This window comes from Xanthomonas sontii, assembly GCF_040529055.1.
GTDB classification, from domain to species: Bacteria; Pseudomonadota; Gammaproteobacteria; order Xanthomonadales; family Xanthomonadaceae; genus Xanthomonas_A; species Xanthomonas_A sontii.
Genome location: NZ_CP132342.1, coordinates 2,555,823 through 2,574,211, shown reverse-complemented (window position 1 = coordinate 2,574,211; position 18,389 = coordinate 2,555,823). Strand labels below are relative to the sequence as shown.

General features: G+C 71.0%; 15 protein-coding genes. 5 read left to right on the top strand and 10 right to left on the bottom strand.

Translation table 11 applies throughout. The features are described from left to right. The first annotated feature begins 43 nt into the window (after nucleotides 1-43). The 4 genes from RAB70_RS10795 to RAB70_RS10780 all read left to right on the top strand — a co-directional run bounded on the left by RAB70_RS10795 (nucleotide 44) and on the right by RAB70_RS10780 (nucleotide 6,267). Nucleotides 44-2,428, top strand: coding sequence for a penicillin acylase family protein (locus RAB70_RS10795; RefSeq protein WP_148828529.1), 2,385 nt, complete (start codon nucleotides 44-46; stop codon nucleotides 2,426-2,428). Between the two features lie 82 nt (nucleotides 2,429-2,510). After that, on the top strand, nucleotides 2,511-3,557 hold the full coding sequence (locus RAB70_RS10790; protein WP_017910788.1) for a right-handed parallel beta-helix repeat-containing protein: 1,047 nt from the start codon (nucleotides 2,511-2,513) through the stop codon (nucleotides 3,555-3,557). A 278-nt stretch (nucleotides 3,558-3,835) separates the two neighbouring features. Then, a complete protein-coding gene (locus RAB70_RS10785) occupies nucleotides 3,836-4,912 on the top strand; it encodes a diguanylate cyclase (RefSeq protein WP_148828528.1) in 1,077 nt (358 codons plus the stop codon). 269 nt (nucleotides 4,913-5,181) lie between these two features. Next, nucleotides 5,182-6,267: a GGDEF domain-containing protein gene (locus RAB70_RS10780; protein ID WP_148828527.1), complete on the top strand. Its 1,086-nt coding sequence runs from the start codon at nucleotides 5,182-5,184 to the stop codon at nucleotides 6,265-6,267. 96 nt (nucleotides 6,268-6,363) lie between these two features. Here the strand turns inward: RAB70_RS10780 and RAB70_RS10775 are convergent, their stop codons facing one another. The 10 genes from RAB70_RS10775 to map all read right to left on the bottom strand — a co-directional run bounded on the left by RAB70_RS10775 (nucleotide 6,364) and on the right by map (nucleotide 17,655). Next, entirely contained in the window at nucleotides 6,364-6,981 is a 618-nt protein-coding gene (locus tag RAB70_RS10775) for a LysE family translocator (RefSeq protein ID WP_148828526.1), read from the bottom strand. Beyond that, on the bottom strand, nucleotides 6,978-8,669 hold the full coding sequence (asnB, locus tag RAB70_RS10770; protein WP_017915799.1) for an asparagine synthase B: 1,692 nt from the start codon (nucleotides 8,667-8,669) through the stop codon (nucleotides 6,978-6,980). The genes RAB70_RS10775 and asnB overlap by 4 nt, the downstream gene beginning before the upstream one ends. Nucleotides 8,670-8,918: 249 nt before the next feature. Then, the gene (gene dapE / locus RAB70_RS10765; protein WP_148828525.1) at nucleotides 8,919-10,049 is read right to left on the bottom strand and encodes a succinyl-diaminopimelate desuccinylase; all 1,131 of its coding nucleotides are present in this window, start codon (nucleotides 10,047-10,049) and stop codon (nucleotides 8,919-8,921) included. A gap of 162 nt (nucleotides 10,050-10,211) precedes the next feature. Continuing rightward, nucleotides 10,212-10,670, bottom strand: a complete 459-nt coding sequence (locus tag RAB70_RS10760) for a GNAT family N-acetyltransferase (RefSeq protein ID WP_148828524.1) — start codon at nucleotides 10,668-10,670, stop codon at nucleotides 10,212-10,214. Next, nucleotides 10,667-11,023: an arsenate reductase gene (locus tag RAB70_RS10755; protein ID WP_148828523.1), complete on the bottom strand. Its 357-nt coding sequence runs from the start codon at nucleotides 11,021-11,023 to the stop codon at nucleotides 10,667-10,669. The genes RAB70_RS10760 and RAB70_RS10755 overlap by 4 nt, the downstream gene beginning before the upstream one ends. Nucleotides 11,024-11,254: 231 nt before the next feature. After that, nucleotides 11,255-12,037 (bottom strand): hypothetical protein, encoded by a 783-nt coding sequence (locus RAB70_RS10750; protein WP_225851599.1) that lies wholly within the window; start codon nucleotides 12,035-12,037, stop codon nucleotides 11,255-11,257. Nucleotides 12,038-12,373: 336 nt separating this feature from the next. Beyond that, entirely contained in the window at nucleotides 12,374-13,243 is an 870-nt protein-coding gene (locus RAB70_RS10745) for a hypothetical protein (RefSeq protein WP_148828522.1), read from the bottom strand. A 1-nt stretch (nucleotide 13,244) separates the two neighbouring features. Beyond that, nucleotides 13,245-14,249: a 2,3,4,5-tetrahydropyridine-2,6-dicarboxylate N-succinyltransferase gene (gene dapD / locus RAB70_RS10740; RefSeq protein ID WP_148828521.1), complete on the bottom strand. Its 1,005-nt coding sequence runs from the start codon at nucleotides 14,247-14,249 to the stop codon at nucleotides 13,245-13,247. Beyond that, nucleotides 14,249-16,849 carry a [protein-PII] uridylyltransferase gene (locus tag RAB70_RS10735; RefSeq protein WP_148828547.1) on the bottom strand — a complete coding sequence of 867 codons (2,601 nt, stop codon included), beginning with the start codon at nucleotides 16,847-16,849 and terminating at the stop codon, nucleotides 14,249-14,251. The genes dapD and RAB70_RS10735 overlap by 1 nt, the downstream gene beginning before the upstream one ends. 29 nt (nucleotides 16,850-16,878) lie before the next feature. After that, entirely contained in the window at nucleotides 16,879-17,655 is a 777-nt protein-coding gene (map, locus tag RAB70_RS10730; protein WP_017911155.1) for a type I methionyl aminopeptidase, read from the bottom strand. Nucleotides 17,656-17,881: 226 nt separating this feature from the next. On the opposite strand from map, the gene RAB70_RS10725 reads away from it, so the two are divergent. Continuing rightward, entirely contained in the window at nucleotides 17,882-18,385 is a 504-nt protein-coding gene (locus RAB70_RS10725) for a spore coat U domain-containing protein (protein ID WP_017911156.1), read from the top strand. The last annotated feature ends 4 nt before the right edge of the window (nucleotides 18,386-18,389 follow it).

The window sequence follows — 18,389 nt, the reverse complement described above, 5'->3', positions numbered from 1 at the left end:
CAGTCGTGTCTAGAATCGGAGACTTGCCCACCGGAGAGAGACGATGCGCGGTCGATGGAAACGCCTGCTGCTGGGGACGCTGCTGCTGACGGCGGCCGTGGCGCTGGGCATCTGGCTGCTGCTGCGCGGCAGCCTGGCCACGCTCGACGGCAAGGCCCCGCTGCAAGGCCTGCGCGCGCCGGCAAGCATCCAGCGCGACGCGCTGGGCGTGGTCACCATCGAGGCCGCCGACGAGGCCGATGCGATGCGCGCGCTCGGCTACGTGCACGCGCAGGAACGCTTCTTCGAGATGGACCTGCTGCGCCGCGCCGCCGCCGGCGAACTGTCCGAGCTGGTCGGTCCGCACGCGCTGGACGTGGACAAGGCACGGCGGGCGCATCGCCTGCGCGCGCGCAGTAGCGCGCAACTGGCCGCGTTCGCCGGCACGCACGCGGCGGCCTTGCAGGCCTACAGTGCGGGCGTCAACCAGGGCCTGCACGCGTTGCGGATACGGCCGTGGCCTTACCTGATGCTGTTCGCCGCGCCGCGCGACTGGCAGCCGGTGGATTCGGCGCTGGCCGGCCAGGCGATGTACTTCGACCTGCAGGGCAAGCAACTCGAGCGCAAGCTGGCCCTGTATCGCCTGCAGCAGCGCTTGCCGGCGCCGCTGTACGCCCTGCTGCGCCACGAGGGCAGCAGTTGGGACGCGACACTGGACGGCAGCGTGCGCGGCGACGCGGAGCTGCCCTCCGCCGATCAGGTCGATCTGCGCCGCCTGGCGGGCGCGCCCGCCCCCGCCGCGACCGAGGCGGTCGCCACCAGCGCGCCCGGCAGCAACAATTGGGCGATCGCCGGCAGCCGCACCGCCGACGGCCGCGCCATCGTCGCCAACGACATGCATCTGGGCCTGCGCGCGCCCAGCCTGTGGTTCCGCGTGCGCCTGCGCTATGCCGATGCGCAGGCGCCGGGCGGCCACGTGGACGTGTCCGGATTCTCGCTGCCCGGCCTGCCAGCGGTGATCGTCGGCAGCAACGGTCACGTCGCCTGGGGGTTCACCAACAGCTATGCCGATACCGCCGACTGGTACCGGCTCACCCCGTGCGCCGCGGTGGCGCAGCCCGGCTGCACGCCGGTCACCGTGCATCGCGAACGGATCAAGGTCTCGGGCGCCCCCGACACCGAACTGCAGGTCGAAGACACCGCCTATGGCCCGATCCTGCAACACGAACCCGACGGCAGCGCGCTGGCGTTGCGCTGGGCCGCGCAGTTGCCGGGTGCGCTGAATCTGGGGCTGGCCGACTTCGCCCGCGCCGACACCCTGCCCGATGCCTTCGCCCGTGCGCAGCACATCGCCACGCCGGCACAGAACCTGGTGCTGGCCGACCGCGACGGCCACATCGGCTGGCGCGTGCTCGGCCCGCTGCCGCTGCGCGGCCCGCACTGCGCGGCCGATGCGGTGATGCACGACGTGCGCGCGACAGTGCCGGCGGAGGCGCGCTGCGCGCCATGGCCGCTGTCCACCAGCCAGTCGCCGCAGCGCATCGACCCCGCCGACGGGCAACTGTGGACCGCCAATGCCCGCGTGGTCGGCGGCGCCGAACTGGCGCCGCTCGGCGACGGCGGCTACGCGCTGGGCGCACGCGCACAGCAGATCCGCGACGACCTGCGCCTGCATCCGCGGCTGAACGAACCGCAGTTGCTGGCGATCCAACTCGACGACCGCGCCCTGTTCCTGCAGCGCTGGTGGGCGCTGCTGCAGCAACGCGATGCCGGTGCGGCGACGCCGGCGTTGCACGCCATCTCGCAAGCGGCCAAGCACTGGGAAGGCCGCGCCAGCACCGGCTCGGTCAGCTATACCCTGGTGCGCGCCTGGCGCCTGGCGGTGCTGACCCGGATCCGCGACGGCCTGATCGCGCCGGCACCTACAGGATCGGATGCCGATGCCGCGCCCCCGGCGCTGCCGCAACTGGAAGGCGTGGCCTGGCCGCTGCTGCAGCAACAGCCGCTGCACCTGCTGCCGCGCCGCTACGGCAGCTGGCAGGCGCTGCTGGAAGACGCCGCCGCCGAGGTGCGCACGCACCTGCAGGCCGATGGCCCGCTGGACACGCGCCGCTGGGGCCAGGAGAACCGTGCGGCGATCTGCCATCCGCTGGCGCAGGGCCTGCCGGCGCCGCTGCGCGGCTGGCTATGCATGCCGGACACGCCGCTGCCCGGCGACGACGACATGCCGCGGGTGCAGCGCCCGGCGTTCGGCGCCTCCGAGCGCATGGTGGTGGCACCGGGCCACGAGGCCGACGGCATCGTGCACATGCCCGGCGGCCAGAGCGGCCACCCGCTGTCGCCGTTCTGGGGCGCCGGCCACGCCGACTGGGTGCAGGGCCGCGCCACAAAGTTCCTGCCCGGCCCGACCCGGCACACGCTGACATTAAGCCCGTCCGCACCACAATGACCCGCGATCGGCTCCGCGCCGGCGTCCGACCGCATACGCCGGCCTGCCGTCCCCCTTCCCCCACTGCCGAGTCTGCCTACCGATGAAGCGCCCTCCCCTGCTCGCCCTGTTGCTGCCGCTCGCCGCGGCCGTGTCGTTTTCCGCCTGTGCCACGCCGGCTGCCGACGCGCCCGCGGCCGCTTCCGACTGCAGCGTGCGCGCCCAACCCGGCGACGATCTGCAGGCCGCGATCGACCGCGTCCCCAACGACGGCAAACCCGCCACCGTGTGCCTGAGCGCCGGCGAGTTCCCGGTCGGCAAGCTGATCTCGATCCAGCGCGACGGCCTGCGCCTGCGCGGCCAGGGCGACAGCACCGTGCTGCGCATGCGCGACCACGTGCAGCAACCCACCATCGTCATCGGCGACTACCAGAACGAGCGCCCCATGCGGCCGATCCGCGACGTGCGCGTGGAGCAGTTGCAGATCGTCGGCGGCACCATCGACAAGGAGTTCATGCCCGAACGCCCGTACCTGAGCAACAGCCTGGTGGTGGTGCGCAACGGCCAGAACATCCAGCTGACCCACCTGCGGGTGAGCAAGTGCCGCAGCGCCTGCCTGCTGAGCGAGTTCGACAGCCGCGACCTGCTGATCGCGCACAACGACGTCTCCGGCGCGACCTGGGACGGGGTGTCGTTCAACCGCACCGCCAAGGTCAAGCTGATCGACAACGTGATCCACGACAACGTCGCCGCCGGCATCACCACCGAGCACCTGGAAGACAGCGAGATCCGCGACAACCGCCTGGAGCGCAACGGCAGCCAGGGCGTGTACCTGGCCGACGCGCGGCGCAACCTGTTCGCGGGCAACCAGTTCATCGACAACAAGGGTGCGGGGCTCTACCTGACCTGCTCGATCCGCCAGCGCACGCCGCAGATCCTGTGCTGGGACAACAGCATGAGCCAGGACAACACCTTCGAGAACAACACCTTCCGCGGCAATCCCTACACCTACACCATCGGCGTGGACAGCGCGGCCAACTGCACCGGCCCGGAGTTCCGCCCCAACCTGTGGCGCAAGAGCAACCAGGCCGATGCCTCGGGCATCGACATCCAGCCCGAACGCTACGGCCACTGCGTGCGCTTCGAGTAAGCGCGCGCGGCCGCGGCGCCTGCGCACGCCACCCGGCCGGCCTTGAACAGGTCGGCCCCCGCGCGTGGCGGCAGAACCGGGGTGACCGGCAGGCCCGGTCGCGTCCAGGCGGGTGCCCCCCCCGAGGCGGGCGACACGCACGCCGCGACACATCCATTAAAGCTCTGCCTGCAGCGGCCGCTAACCGGTGACGACGCCCCAGCGACCGACGGACCGCGCTGGACCACCGACCGGCCGTGCCGCAGACGCTGGAGTGCCGCGGCGCTCTGGGAGAGCAGATGAACTACCACCTTCATGTCCGCCGCACCCTCGACACGCCGATCCTGGCGATCCAGGGCCTGACCCTGTGCGTCTGGCTGGCGCTGCTGCTGTGCAACCCCTACCTGAGCCACCCACTGGACGCGCGCTATGCGCTGGCGTTCGTCGCCATGCTCGGCAGCGGCGTGGTCATGCGCATGACCAGGCACTTCTGGCAATGGCGGCTGAGCGCCTTCCTGTCGGTGATCGCGTTCGACGCCGCATTCCGGCTGCAGTTGCACCACATGGGCGGCGCCGGCCTGCCCTGGATGCTGCCGGTGGCGGTGACCCTGAGCCTGGGCTACAGCGTGCTGTTCTGCCACGCGCGCGACTATCTGCTGGCGCTGGCCTGCACCTGGGCGATCATGCTCGGCTGGCACGACAGCCTGGTGCCGGCCTCCGCCGACCTGCCGCTACTGGAGATCCTGGTGGCGGCGGTGACCATGGTCGGGTTCGCGTTGAACCGCATCTTCGTCACCACCATGCGCAGCAACCACGCACTGAAGGAAGGCTATCGGCGCCTGGCCGCGACCGACGCACTGACCGGCATCCCCAACCGGCGCGCGCTGATGGCCGACCTGCAGGCAGCGGTCGGCACCCAGCACGCCGTGCAGTTGGCCATGCTGGACATCGACGACTTCGAGCGGATCGGCGCCGAGCACGGCCACCACGTCGGCGATGCGGTACTGCAGGCGCTGGCGACGGAACTGGTGCGGCTGGACCCGCGTTGCCGCGTCGGCCGCCTCGGCGGCGAGGAGTTCGGCCTGCTGTTCGAGGGCGTGTCGCAGGACAAGGCGAGCGCACTGGTGCAGCGCCTGCAGCAGCGCATCCGTGGCCTGCGCGTGGACGGCGCCAGCTTCACCTGCAGCGTCGGCTTGGCCTCGTTGCCGGCCGGCGGCGAACTGTCCGACCTGCTCGCCCGCGCGGACCGCGCGCTGTCTGCCGCCCGGCAGGCGGGCAACGGCAGCCTTCGCCTGGACGGCGCCACGCCGGTGTCGGCCGGCACGTCCGCGGCGTTCGCGCGCGATCCCGCGCTGCCGGCCGCCACGTCGCTGTAGCACGCAGCACCAACAGCCCCCGCGGGGCGGCGCATGCCGCCGCCCCGCAGCGCACTCGCTCGTGGTGCACGCGCATCAGGCCCGACGCAGACAGCGCAGACGTCCACCCCGCTTCACCGCCGCTGCGTGCGGCACGAACAGGCTGAACCGCAGACGCTGCGGCCACTCAAGCCGCCACGCCGGCATGCCGATACGCTGCCATCGATCCAGCGCGTGCGCGTCGGCGTCCGCACATCACGAACCGGCCGGGACGCGCCGTTGGGCAGCACATGACGTACCCGGAGTACATCCGCCACCTGCTGGGGCGGTCGACCACCGCCATCCAAGCGCTGACCCTGTCGATCTGGGTCGCGACGCTGCTGTTCAATCCGTATCTGCAGCGACCATGGGGCCTGGTCAATTTGATCCTGCTGGCCGCGCTGCTCGGCACCGCCGCCTGCACCCTGCTGGTCCGCCGCTTCTGGCACTGGCGCCTGAGCGGCGCGCTGTACGTGCTGCTGCTGTCGTGGGCGTATCAGATCGAGCTGCGGCAGATGGGCGTACATGGCGAATTCTGGTGGCTGCCGACCACGGTCACCCTGTGCCTGGGCATCAATCTGCTGTTCCCGTTCACGCGCGACTACCTGCTGGCGCTGGCATACACCTGGACGATCATGCTGACCGGTCGGTCGCTGCCACCGGCGGCCGCCAGCGACCCGATGCTGCTGGGGCTGCTGGTCGCCGCGGTGTCGCTGATCGGCCTGGCCATGAACCGCACCTTCGCGCGCAGCATGCTGATCACCTACCGTCTGAAGGAAGACTACCGGCGCATCTCCGAGACCGATGCGTTGACCGGGCTGGCCAACCGGCGCGCCCTGATGGCGCAACTGCATGCGCTGGCGGCCGAGCGCGGTCGCCGCGGCACGCTGCAGTTCGCGATGCTGGACATCGACGACTTCAAGCAGGTCAACGACCGCCATGGTCACGATGTCGGCGATGCGGTGTTGCTGGCCCTGGCCGCCGAACTGACCCGGCTCGGGCACGGCTGCCGGGTCGGCCGGCTCGGCGGCGAGGAATTCGGCATCGTGCTCGACGGCATGAGCGACACGCAGACCGATGCCCTGCTGCAGCGGTTGCTGGAACGCGTGCGCCAGACCCGCGCCAAGGGCGTGGCCTTCACGTTCAGCGCCGGGGTCGCGCGCATGCATCCCGACGGCGACGTCTCGGATCTGCTCAAGCGTGCCGACCGTGCGCTGTATGCGGCCAAGCGCGACGGCAAGAGCCGGATCTGCCTGGACAGCGCCACAGGGCCAGCCCCCATCGCGGCCATGCACGGCGCCCTCGACAGCGCGGCGCCGACGGCGGATCCGGCGTAGCGGGAGGCGCGCGGAAAGGAGCCGCATCCCGCGGCACGCATCGCCGGCGTCGAACACGCACGCTACCGGAGCAGCGCGACCCGCCTGCGCTTGCGGCTACACCGCCCGCCACAGCAGGCGCAGGCCCAGGCCACTCATCAGCACCGCACTGAGCCGGTCCAGCGGCCGCCGCGCGCGCAACCACCAGCGCCGCGGCGCCGGTGCGGACAGCAACCCGGCCACCAGCGCGAACCAGGCCGCATCGATGGCGAAGGCCAGCGATGGCAGCGCCACGTACTCGGCGGGCACGCGCTGCGCCGGCAGCAGCGCGGCGAACAGGCCGGCGAACACCAGCGCGGTCTGCGGGTTGCCGAGCTGGGTCAACAGGCCCATGACGAAGGCCGAGCGCACCGCCGGCACCTGCTGTTCCGGCGCGGTGGCGGCCAGCGACGCCGGCGTCCGCCACGTCCGCCAGGCCAGCCACAGCAGATAGGCGCCACCGGCGACCGACACCGCGCGATGCAGCGCCGGCACCCGCTCCAGCAACGCCTGCAGGCCGAACAAGGCCGCCAACGCGAACAGCGCGCAGCCCACGCCCATGCCCAGTGCCGCGGCGAGCCCGGCCGCGCGCGAGCGCCCCGCGGCCAGCCGCGCCACCAGCAGGAAGCTGGCGCCGGGGCTGATCGCCCCCAGCGTCAGCACCCCGGCGATCGCCAGCAGGCTGGCGCAGGTCACCCCAGCGCCTGCGCGTGCACCCCGGCCACCGCGCGGCCGGAGGGATCGGCCATCGTCGCGAAGCTGGCATCCCAGGCGATCGCCGCCGGCGAGGAGCAGGCGATCGACTTGCCGCCGGGCACGGTCTCGGCCGCGGCCGGGGTCGGGAACACGCGCTCGAACAGGCTGCGGTAGTAATAGGCTTCCTTGGTCTGCGGCGGGTTCACCGGGAAGCGCTTGTCGGCCGCGGCCAGTTCGCGGTCGCTGACCTGGGCCTCGGCATGCGCCTTCAGCCCATCGATCCAGCCGTAGCCGACGCCGTCGCTGAACTGCTCCTTCTGCCGCCACAGGATCGACTCGGGCAGATAGCCCTCGAAGGCTTCGCGCAGCACCGCCTTCTCGATGCGCTTGCTGCCGTCGGCGCGGGTGCCGGCCATCTTGTACTGGGCGTCCATGCGCATGGCCACGTCCAGGAACTCCACGTCCAGGAACGGCACGCGCGGCTCCACGCCCCAGGCCATCATCGACTTGTTGGCGCGCAGGCAATCGTAGTTGTACAGCGCGTCGAGCTTGCGGATCAGTTCTTCGTGGAATTCGCGCGCGTTCGGCGCCTTGTGGAAGTACAGGTAGCCGCCGAAGATCTCGTCGCTGCCTTCGCCGGAGAGCACCATCTTCACCCCCATCGCCTTGATCCGCCGCGCCAGCAGGAACATCGGCGTGGAGGCGCGAATGGTGGTGACGTCGTAGGTCTCGATGTGCCGGATCACCTCCGGCAACGCGTCCAGGCCCTCCTCGAAGGTGTACTCGAAGCCGTGGTGCACCGTGCCCAGCGCCTCGGCGGCGATCGCCGCGGCGGCCAGATCCGGCGAGCCCTTCAGGCCGATCGCGAACGAGTGCAGGCGCGGCCACCAGGCCTCGGCCTCGTCGTTCTCCTCGATGCGCTTGCGTGCGAAGCGCGCCGCCACCGCCGCGACCAGCGACGAATCCAGTCCACCGGAGAGCAGCACGCCGTACGGCACGTCGGTCATCAGCTGGCGATGCACGGCGCGCTCGAACGCCTCGCGCAGTTCCTGCTTGCTCACCTCCACGCCCTGCACCGCCGCGTAGTCGCGCCACGGCTTGCGGTAGTACTGCACCAATTCGCCGCTGGCGCTGTCGTAGTAGTGGCCCGGCGGGAACTGGGCGACGTCGGCGCAACTGTCGGCCAGCGACTTCATCTCCGACGCCACTCGCAGCCGCCCCTGCGCATCATGGCCCCAGTACAGCGGGCACACGCCCATCGGATCGCGCGCGATCAGCACGCGCCCGGCGGCCTTGTCCCACAGCGCGAAAGCGAAGATGCCGTTGAGGCGGTTCAGCAGCGCGTCCGGCGTGGTTTCGCGGTACAGGGCGTTGATCACCTCGCAGTCCGAGCCGGTCTGGAAGGCGTATGGCTGCACGAGCTGCTTCTTCAGTTCGCGATGGTTGTAGATCTCGCCGTTGACCGCCAGCGCCAGCTGCCCGTCGTCGGAAAGCAGCGGCTGCGAACCGCCGGCCGGGTCGACGATGGCCAGGCGCTCGTGGACCAGGATCGCGCCGTCGTCGACATACACGCCGCTCCAGTCCGGGCCGCGGTGGCGCTGCCGCTGCGAGCAGTCCAGCGCCTGCCGCCGCAGCGCCTGCAGGTCGTCGCCCGGTTGCAGGCCGAAGATGCCGAAGATCGAACACATGGGAAAGCTCCTGATCGTGGGGTGGTGGTTGCGGAGGGGAACACCCAGGCACAAAAAAACCCGCATCGGCCGATGCGGGTTTTCTGGTGGCTGGGCGTGGTGTTTCTGGTAGCGCCTAGTCGCAGACCCGCATCGGCCGCGCACGATTATTCGCCAGCGCGTTATTGCGGCCGTTGGCGTTGCTCGAGCGGAGGGCGGACAGCGAGGTCATGGAACGACCGTAACCCGGCACGCGAGCCGGCGCAACTGTTACCGCAGCAACCGTTCGATCAGGCGCAGGTACAGATCCGGCAACGCCTCCAGGTCGGCCACGCGCACGTGCTCGTCGACCTGGTGGATGCTGGCGTTGACCGGGCCGACCTCGATGCATTGCGCGCCCAGCGGGGCGATGAAGCGCGCATCGGAGGTGCCGCCGCCGGTGCTCTCCTCCGGCGGCGCGCCGGCGACCTCGCCCAGCACCTCGCGCGCCACCCGGCGCAGCGTGCCTTCGGGGGTGTAGAACGGCTCGCCGCTGCGGTGCCAGCGCAGGTCGTAGTCCAGGCCATGGCGATCGAACAGCGCGGCGATCTCCGCTTCCAGCCGCGGCGCATCCCAGTGCGGGGTGTAGCGCAGGTTGAAGGCGACCTGCAGTTCGCCGGGAATGACGTTGTTGGCGCCGGTACCGGCATGGATGTTGGAGAGTTGCAGACTGGTCGGCGGGAAGCTTTCGTAGCCGTCGTCCCAGTGCTGCGCCACGAGCTCGGCCAGTGCCGGCGCGGCCAGGTGGATCGGGTTGCGCGCCTTGTGCGGATAGGCCACGTGCCCCTGCACGCCGCGCACGCGCAGCGCACCGGAAAGGCTGCCGCGACGGCCGACCCGCAGCAGATCGCCGAGCCGCTCGGTGGACGAGGGTTCGCCGGTGATGCACCAATCGATGCGCTCGCCACGCTCGGCGAACACGCGCGCCACATGGCGCACGCCGTCGATCGCATCGCCTTCCTCGTCGCTGGTCAGCAGCAGCGCCAGCGTGCCCGGATGCTGCGGCTGCGCGGCCACGAACCGCTCGGCGGCGACCACGAAGGCGGCCACGCTGCCCTTCATGTCGGCGGCGCCGCGCCCGTACAGCACGCCATCGCGGACCTGCGGCGCGAACGGATCGCTGCTCCAGGCCTCGCGCGGCCCCGGCGGCACCACGTCGGTATGGCCGAGCAGCGCCAGCACCGGACCGTCGCCGCCGCGATGGGTGGCCCACAGGTTGTCGACCTCGCCGCAGCGCAGCCGCTCGATGGCGAAACCGGCGCGCTGCAGCCGCTGCGCGATCAGGTCCTGGCAGCCGGCATCGTCGGGGGTGACCGACGGGCGGGCGATCAGGTCGCAGGCGAGTTCAAGGACATCGGACATGCAGGGACACCGTTGGAAAACACGAGGGAGACGCGATGCGGATCGGCGGCGGCAGCGTCGCGTGCCGGCGGCGCACGGCGTGCAGTGTACGAGTGGGAGTGGCGGATTCGAAGCATCGGCCGGGATCGCCGGACGGGTGCGCGGTCGCGGCGCCGGCCGTCGCTACGGCGCGATGCCGGGCCAGCGCATGCACTGCACGCGCACCGCGAAAGCTTCGTTGCCAGGCATGCGCCCGCCGTGCGTGCCGGTTTCGACGAAACCGCAGGCGCGGTAGAACGCCAGCGCCGCGGCATTGCCCTCCAGCAATTCCAGGGCCAGGCCGGCCGGGCTGGCGTCCTGCACCGCGGCCACCAGCGCCTGGCCGACACCGCGCCGGCGCGCGGCCGGATCCACGTACAGCCAGGCCAGTTCCTCGCCATCGTCGGCGACGAAGCCGAGCACCTGGCCATCGCACTCGGCGACCTGCACGCGGTAATCGAACAGGCCTTCGCGCTCGGCCGCGATCGGCAGCGGCAGGAACGCCTCCGGCAGCCCCGCCGCCTGCAGTTCTTCCAGGCGCGCGGCATCGTGGATGGCGCACAGGCGCGCCCAGTCGTCGGCCCGGTAAGGGCGGACGGTCACGCCACCCCGAACCGCTGCTTGAAGCCGCTGTCGGAGAAACCCTGGCTGAGCTTGCCGTCGTCGGTCACCACCACCGGGCGGCGGATCAGTTGCGGATACTCGCGCAGCAGCAGCTTCCACTCGGCATCGGAGCCGGGTGTCTTCTTGTTGTCGGGCAACTGCCGCCAGGTGGTGGAGGACTTGTTGACCAGCGCGTCGAACCCACCGGCCTGGCCGGCCCAGTCCAGCAGGGTCTCCGGGGTCGGCTTGTGCTCGCGGTAATCGACGAAGGTGTAGGCCACGCCGAAGCGGTCCAGCCACTTGGTCGCCTTCTTGCAGGTGTCGCAGTTCTTCAATCCGTACAACGTCGTCATCGAAACATCCCTTCAAGCGAATGAAGCCCCTCTCCCACCGGGAGCGGGGTTGGGGTGAGGGTCGGTCGGCCCAGAACAGATCGCATTCCAAAGCGCCGCGCACCGCCTTTCGGCGGGCGATGCCATCAGGAGACGAACCGGGCATGCCGTCATCGACAGGCAGCAGCGCGCGTGATCTTACCCGCCGCGCGCGCCATCGGCCTCCCAGGCACAAGAAGACGCCGCCAGGCCTCACTGCACCGGCACGTCCTGGAGCTTGGCCGAGTCGATCCGCCAGCGCAGCTGCGCCGCCGAAGCGCCGTCCACACCGTTGACTCGGCGCAGGACGTAGTCGCCGCGGAAGCGTTGCCGCGTGCCGTCGGCCAGCGTCGCCTCTACGGTGACCGGCACCGGCTGGTACACCGAACCGGCGGCGCCATCGCTGGCGCCCAGCGCGCCGATCGTCGCCTTCACCGCACGCGTCTGCGCGAAGCCGGCCTTGAAGGCCGCGTAGGACTGCCCCGGGCGCCCGTCCTCGCCCCACTGCTGCCAGGCCGTGGCGTAGTCGCGCACATTGATCGCCGCGTAGTAGCGCCGCACCACGTCGGCCGCGGCCTGCGGGCTGTCGGCGGCCGGGCCGCACCCGGCGGTGGTCGGTCCGTCGCGGCCGAGCAGCGCGCAGCTGCGCGCGATCTCGTCGTCGATCATGGCGCAGCTGTTGGCGGCATTGCAGGGCGGGTGCGTGGCCGGCGACACCGAGCGACAGGTGGCCGCACGCGCCGCCGCGGCGTCGGCGCCGATCTCGTCGGCGCAGGACAGCGGCGCGCCCGCCGCGTCGGCAGTCCCCGTCCCCGTCGTCGTCGCAGGCGTTTGCGCAGGCGCAGGTGTCGCGGCCGGCGCCGGATTGGGCGCAGCGGCTGCCGCCGCAGGCGTGTCGCCCTGCTTGGGCGTCGTCGACGCCGGCGCGCCCTCACGGCCGCACCCGGACAGCGCGAACGCCGCCGTCATCCAGCAAGCCCACATGATCGTACGCATCGGTCTCTCCTGTTCGTTCGTGGCAGTGCGCCAGGCCTCTTCCGTTCCGCCCCCTGACGTGGCGGCAGTGGCGCAATCGCGTGCGCCAGCGTATCGGGCCACCCATGTACGCCGGGTATGCACAGCGCTCCCGACCGGCCGCGGCAGCGCCCGGTTCAACCGACGGCCGGCCGTCCATCTCCTGCACCGTCGATCACCCAGGCGGAGGCGAGCGTCGACGCAACAGGCACGGCAACGCTGCGGTGCAACCGGCGCGCATGGTCCTCTACCCGCAGGCTCGCGACGGAACCGCTCGAACATGTTGCACGCTGCCGGCATTACCCAGGCGCCAGGCGCTCAGAGCAGCCGTTCGGACACCACCCGGAACGCGACACGCGGCAGGCGAAAGGCCAATCCCTCCTCCAGCGCGACACCCAGCGCCTGCAGCCGCGGGCAGGTCAGCGCCCCGGTCAGCCGCAACGGCTGCAGCGTGGCCGGGTCCACCGGCAAGGCGATGCGGGTGCTGGCCCAGCGGCCGTCGCAGGTGCGCGCGATGGCCTCGTCCTGGCAGGTGAGGAAGCGCAGCAGCGCCTCGCGCGTGGCGAACGCCGGCGTCCAGTCGGCATCGTGCCAGGCCTCGGCAGGCTGCCAGTGCAGTTGCAGCGCCGGCGCGCTGCCCTGCCCCGGCTCGATCTGCGTGTGGCCGCTGCCATCGGACTGCAGCGCGTGCACGAAGCGCGAGGCCAGGTGCGGCTGCATGGCGTCGCTGGCGGCGCGTGCGCCGGCCACGTAGGCCAATCCATCCATCACGTTGCGGTCGAACAGCACCACCGGCCCGGCGTTCACGTCGTCCACGCGACGCAGGTACCACCGCCAGTTGCTCTGCAGCGGCGATGGCAGCAGCTTCCGCAGCGGTCCGGCCAGGGCAGGACCGAAATGGCCATGGCGATAGCTGAGGATGGTGTACGGCGTGCGCCCGTGGTGGACGACGTGGGCGTAGCCCGGCGGCGGTGGCGGGGCGCGACGCACGTCGACCCACCAGTTCAGATAGACCACCTCGCGCACGTCGCTCGCAAGCGCCGGCAGCGGCCAGCGTTGCGTCAACGCACGCCGCAGCCGGGTCCAGCCAGGCGCATGCAGCAGGCGCGGCAGCGCGCGCCCGTACCAGACGGCGGACGGGTGCCGGTAAGCCGCGGCCTCGGCCAGGTCCGGCACCGTCGCCGGCATCTCAGTCGGCCAGGCCGCGCAGCAGGTCGTTGACGCTGGTCTTGCTGCGGGTCTTGGCGTCGACCTGCTTGACGATCACCGCGCAGTACAGCGAGTGCGAGCCGTCCTTGGACGGCAACTGCCCGGACACCACCACGCTGTACGGCGGCACGTAGCCGTAGGAGATCTCGCCGGTGGCGCGGTTGTAGATGCGCGTGCTCTGGCCCAGGAACACGCCCATGCCGATCACGCTGTGATGGCCGACCACCACGCCCTCCACCACCTCCGAGCGCGCGCCGATGAAGCAGTGGTCTTCGATGATGGTGGGGCTGGCCTGCAGCGGTTCGAGCACGCCGCCGATGCCGGCACCGCCGGACAGGTGGCAGTGCTTGCCGATCTGCGCGCAGGAACCGACCGTGGCCCAGGTGTCGACCATGGTGCCCTCGCCCACGTGCGCACCGATGTTGGTGAAGCTCGGCATCAGCACCACGTCCTTGCCGAAGTAGCTGCCGCGGCGCGCCACCGCGCCCGGTACCACGCGCACGCCGGCCTTGCGGAACTCGGCTTCGTGATAGCCGGCGAAGCGCGCTTCCACCTTGTCCCAGAACGGCGCCGGCTGCGCTTCCACCACGGCCATCTCGTTGACCCGGAAATACAGCAGCACCGCCTTCTTCAGCCACTCGTTGACCTTCCAGCCGCCGTGCCCGTCCGGCTCGGCGACGCGCAACTCGCCGCTTTCCAGGCCATCGATCACGCGGTTGACCACCGGCCGGGTCGAGCCCTCGATCTCGTCGAGCGTCAGCGTGGCACGGCGCTCGAAGGCGCTGTCGATGGTGAACTTCAGCTCGTCGGCGCTGGGCACGGCCACCGGCTTGGCGCGCAGCGGCTTCGGCGCGGGCTTGGCGGGCTTGGGGGGCTTGCTCGCCACGGTCGGCGCCGCCGGCTTTGCGGCAACCGGCTTGGCCGTCTTCTTGGGGGCCGCCGTCTTGGCAGCGGACTTCTTGGCGGCAGGCTTCTTGGTGGCCATCAGCGGGGGTCTCCAGGCGGGGTATCGGGGTCAAGGCAGGCCTGCAGCGCGGCCTGCAACGCCTGGCGGGCGGCGTCGGGCAACGGCAGGTTGTGCTCGTCGGTGATGTGGAACAGATCCTCGGCGCGCTCGCCGAAGGTGGCGATGCGCGCGTCGTGCACGCGCAGGTGCTGCCGGCGCAGCACCTGGGCCACGTCCGACAGCAGCCCCGGGCGGTCCGGCGCGACCAGGCTGAGCCGGGTCAGGCGGCCGTCGAGGCTTTCGCGGAATTCGATGCGCGGGGCGAAGCGGAAATGCCGCAGCTGGCGCGGCACCACCCGCCGCGCCGGGCGCAGCCGCGCCAGGTCGCCGGCCAGCGCCTCGCGCAGTCCGGCCTGCAACTGCGCGATGTCGCCGCTGGCGAAGGCATCGGCCGGCATCACCTCGAAGGTGTCGAAGATCGCCCCGTGCGGGGCGTCGAGCACGCGCGCGCGATGGATGCCGTAGCCGAGCCGGTCCAGGGTCATCACGATCGCGGCGAACAGGCCGTCGCGGTCCGGCGAATACACGAACACTTCCAGCGCCGCGTCGTCGGGGGTGACCGGGCGCACCTTGACCAGGGTGCCACCGAGTTCCACCTCCATCAGCGAGGTCGCCTGCCAGGCCAGTTGCTCGGGACGGAAGCGCAGGAAGCTCTCGTCCGGCATGCCGGCGAACTGGCGGTCGATGATGGCGTCGTCGTGGCCCTGGATGTGCATCAGCGCGCGCGCGGCCTCGCGCGCCTCCTGCAGGCGCTCGGCCACCGGCAGCGGATGCTCCAGGCCTTCGCGCAGGGCGCGGCGCGCGGCGAAGTACAGGTCGGCCAGCAGCCGATCCTTCCACGCATTCCATAGCTTGGGGCTGGTGCCGGCGATGTCGGCGCAGGTCAGCAGGTACAGATAGTCCAGACGCTCGCGGTCGCCGACCAGGCTGGCGAAGCGATGGATCACCTCCGGATCGGCGATGTCCTGCTTCTGCGCGGTCACCGACATGCGCAGGTGCTGCTCGACCAGCCAGGCGACCAGTTCGGTGTCGGCGGCGCTGAGCGCGTGCGCGGCGCAGAACGCGCGCGCATCCACCGCGCCCAGCTCCGAATGGTCGCCGCCGCGGCCCTTGGCGATGTCGTGGAACAGGCCGGCCAGCAGCAGCAGTTCCGGCTTGCGCAGCCGTGGCCAGACTTCGTGGGCGATGGAGAAGCGCTCGTCGGCACGCGCGTTGGCGAACACCGCCATGTTCTTCAGCACCATCAGCGTGTGCTGGTCGACCGTGTACACGTGGAACAGGTCGAACTGCATGCGCCCGGACACCTGCGCGAAGGCGGGGATCCACTGCCCGAGCACGCCCAGCCGCGCCATCCGGGTCAGCGTCTGCACCGCGCGCGGGCCGCGCAACAGCACCAGGAAGCGCTCGCGCGCGGTCGGGCTGGCGCTGGCGTAGGCCGGCAGATGCGGCAGCGCCTCGGCCAGCGCGCGCGCGGTCAGCGAATGCAGACCGCGGATCTCGCCGTGCGCGGCCCAGGTGGCGAACAGCGCGAACACCTGCACCGGGTCGGCCTGCGGCCAGCGCTCGTCGTCGGCGGCCAGGTAGCCGCGGCGCAGCGAGAAGCCGCCGTGCAGCGGCTGCGGCTGCGCCTCGCCGTCGAACTGTTCCTCGAACCGCTGCAGCAGCCGGTCGCTGAGCCGGCGCACGATCGCCGCGCTGCGATAGAAGCGCTGCATCATCTTTTCGACGCCCAGGCTCTCGACGTCGTCGGAGAAGCCCAGGCGCTGCGCCAGGGTCTTCTGGTAATCGAAGCGCAGGCGCTCTTCCGGGCGGTTGGCGACCAGGTGCAGCCCGTAGCGCAAGCGCGCCAGTTCGCGGCGCTCGCGGCGCAGCGCCGCGGCTTCGTCGCCGCCGACGTGGCCCAGGCCGATCAACGGCTCCAGGTCGCGCACGCCGAATGCGCGCAGCGCCATCCAGCCCAGCGTATGCAGGTCGCGCAGGCCGCCGGGGCCGTCCTTGATGTCCGGCTCCAGGTTGTCGGCGGTGTCGCCGAAGCGCTGGTGGCGGGCCTGCAGTTCCTCGCGCTTGGCCATGAAGAATTCGCGCGGCGGCCATACCCGCTGCGGGGCGATGGCCGCCGCCAGCGCCGCCTTGGCGGCGGCGTCGGCCTGCAGCGGGCGTGCCTCGATCAGCGCGGTCAGCACGGTCTGGTCGGCGCAGGCCGCAGTGCACTGCGCGGCCGAGCGCACCGCATGGCTCACCGGCACGCCGGCGTCCCACAACAGCGGGAACAGCCGTGCCAGCGCCGGTTCGTAGGCGGGATCGAGGTCGCCGAACACCAGCAGGTCGATGTCCGAGCGCGGGAACAGTTCGCCACGGCCATAGCCGCCGACCGCGAACAACGCCAGCCCGGCCTCGCGCGGCACGCAGCGGCTCCAGGCGTGACGGATCAACTGGTCGAGCGCGCGCGCGCGCAGCGCCAGCAGGCGATCGATGTCATCGCCCTGGTCGAAACGCTTGCTCAGCCGCGCATCGGTCTGCGCCAGCAGTTGCCGGACCGCGGCGGCCCAACCGGCGTCGTCGACGCCGGCGCCGGGCATGCCGGCATCGGCACCGGCCGGCAGCAGGCTCACGGTTCGCCGAGGCCGCCCGGCGACAGGGTCAGGACCTCCACCCCATCCTCGGTGACGGCGACCATGTGCTCCCATTGCGCGGAGAGCTTGCGGTCCTTGGTCACCACGGTCCAGCCGTCCGGCAGCACGCGGGTGTAGCGCGTGCCCTCGTTGATCATCGGCTCGATGGTGAAGGTCATGCCCGGCTTCAGCACCAGGCCATCGCCCGGCCGGCCGTAGTGCAGCACCTGCGGTTCGTCGTGGTAGACCTTGCCGATGCCGTGGCCGCAGTACTCGCGCACCACGCTGAAGCGCTCGCTCTCGGCGTACTGCTGGATGGCATGGCCGACGTCGCCGAGCGTGGCGCCCGGCTTCACCGCGCGGATGCCGCGCCACATCGCCTCGTAGGTGGCCTCGATCAGGCGCCGCGCCATCACCGACGGCGTGCCCGCGCAGTACATGCGGCTGGTGTCGCCATGCCAGCCGTCCTTGATCACGGTGACGTCGATGTTGACGATGTCGCCGTCCTTCAGGACCTTGCCCTCACTGGGGATGCCGTGGCAGATGACGTTGTTCACCGACGTGCACACGGTCTTCGGAAAGCCGCGATAGCCGACGTTGGCCGGCACCGCCCCCTGCACCTTGACGATATGGTCGTGGCAGATGCGGTCCAGCTCGGCGGTGGTGACGCCGGGCTTCACGTACGGGCCGATCAGGTCCAGTACCTCGGCGGCCAGGCGGCCGGCCACGCGCATCTTCTCGATGTCCTGCGGAGTTTTCAGATTGACGGTCATGGTCGTCATTATCGCTCATCCCGGCGCTGGCTGAACGCGCCGGGCGCGTTGCCGGGTTTTTGGCACGCCGGCGCGGTCGCCGCTGCCTTCATCGCACTGAACACGGCACCCTGTGGCGGTCATCCCATGTGAAAACTGGATAACGATCCATAAATATGTGAACTGGCTCGCATTTTGCACTGGCAGTGGCACCGGCGGTTGTCCGCCCTCACCGAAGAACCCTGCCATGTACCTCTTCCATCGCGTTCTCGCCTTCCTCGTGCTGTTCGCCGCCGGGACCGGCCTGGCCTGGGCCCAGTCCGACTCGCGCACCTTCAACGTCAAGATCCAGATCACCAGCGTCTGCGACATCCAGACCGCGCCCACCGACGTCGATTTCGGCAGCGTCAATTCCACCCAGAGCGCGATCAACAGCACCGGCACCTTGAACGTGCGCTGCACCTCCGGGACCCCGTACAACATCGCGCTCAACGCCGGTTCCGGCTCAGGCGCCACGGTCACCACCCGCACCATGGGCAGTGCCGACGCCAGCAATACCGCACGCGTGCCGTACGCGCTGTACCGCAATGCCGCGCGCACCCAGAACTGGGGCTCGACCATCGGCACCGACACCCAGGCCGGCACCGGCAATGGTGCAGTGCAACCGATCACCGTCTACGGCCAGGTCGCCAGCACCAACTACCCTGCCGGTTCGTACAGCGACGTCGTCACCGCCACCGTCACCTGGTAACCGG